Here is a 941-nt window from a genome sequence, read left to right as displayed (position 1 = left end):
CTAATCACTGTTGGGTTCGTTATTACCGGAAAAGCTGGGATGCCGGTTGGTGTGACCAGGACATGGATATGGGGTGTGCTGTTGAGGCATCATTCTTGAATGACGTGCGATACATCGGTGCACCCCCCGGCACGGTCATCAAGGCAAATAGCGAACCCCTGAACCCCCGGCTGGATCTGGCCAACAAAAGCCCCACGGGGTTTTCCTGGGGCTATCGCGGGAGCGGCCCGGCGCAGCTCGCGCTGGCCATTCTTGCGGACTACCTGCGAGACGAAAATGCCACACTCGCCCACTATCAGGCCTTCAAAGAAAAAGTCATCGCCGCGTTACCAGAACAGTTGGAATGGACACTAAGCAGGATAGATATAGAGCATGCTCTGACCGCTATAGGTGGACGTGGTGCCGAATAGCTTCTCTGTCGCCATCACACCCAGCAACGAGGCCCGTGGGTTGCGTGAAGGGACTTGGCGGCTGCCGCTTATCGGACGGGACTCGAGATGTATCGCTCTGTCCGCGGTGGCCAGACCGGTAAGTGAATTGTTCACCTATGCCCGGCAACACCCTGATAAACGGTTCGTTCTGGATGAAATGTCAACGGCAACCCACAGTATCACCGCCAAGCACTATGCTGATTTTTTTCGGCAACGACCGGCGAATGTGTCTGTCCCGACAAGCCAGGATGAGTCCCACCCTCCCCTGGCGCATTCACATCGTTTGGTGGTTGCCGGCTCCAGGGATTACGACAGGAAAGATACTTTGTTCGAAAGGCTCGATCACCTGACACAGAATCTTCCGCGCCAGGAATTGCTGCTCATCAAGGGAGGTGCTTCCGGTGCGGACGCACTAGGAAGCGAATGGGCTGAAGACCGCAGTATCGCCCGTGCGTCATTTCCCGCGTTCTGGAAGGACTTGGATAGCCCCCGTGCCATCGTTAAAACTGG

General features: G+C 56.3%; 2 protein-coding genes. Both read left to right on the top strand.

Annotated elements, in window-relative coordinates; all coding sequences use genetic code 11:
- The coding region (locus tag ACOCD2_RS22225) for a DUF6166 domain-containing protein (RefSeq protein ID WP_305802343.1) at positions 1 to 410 on the top strand (410 nt) is incomplete at its 5' end.
- On the top strand, positions 400 to 941 hold a 542-nt coding region (locus ACOCD2_RS22220), incomplete at its 3' end, for a DUF2493 domain-containing protein (RefSeq protein ID WP_419586084.1). The genes ACOCD2_RS22225 and ACOCD2_RS22220, both read left to right, overlap by 11 nt.

The organism is Thiolapillus sp. (assembly GCF_048562965.1).
Taxonomy (GTDB): Bacteria; Pseudomonadota; Gammaproteobacteria; order Chromatiales; family Chromatiaceae; genus Thiolapillus; species Thiolapillus brandeum_A.
The sequence above is the reverse complement of the archived record's forward strand: the minus strand, read 5'-3'. Positions and strand labels throughout refer to the sequence as shown.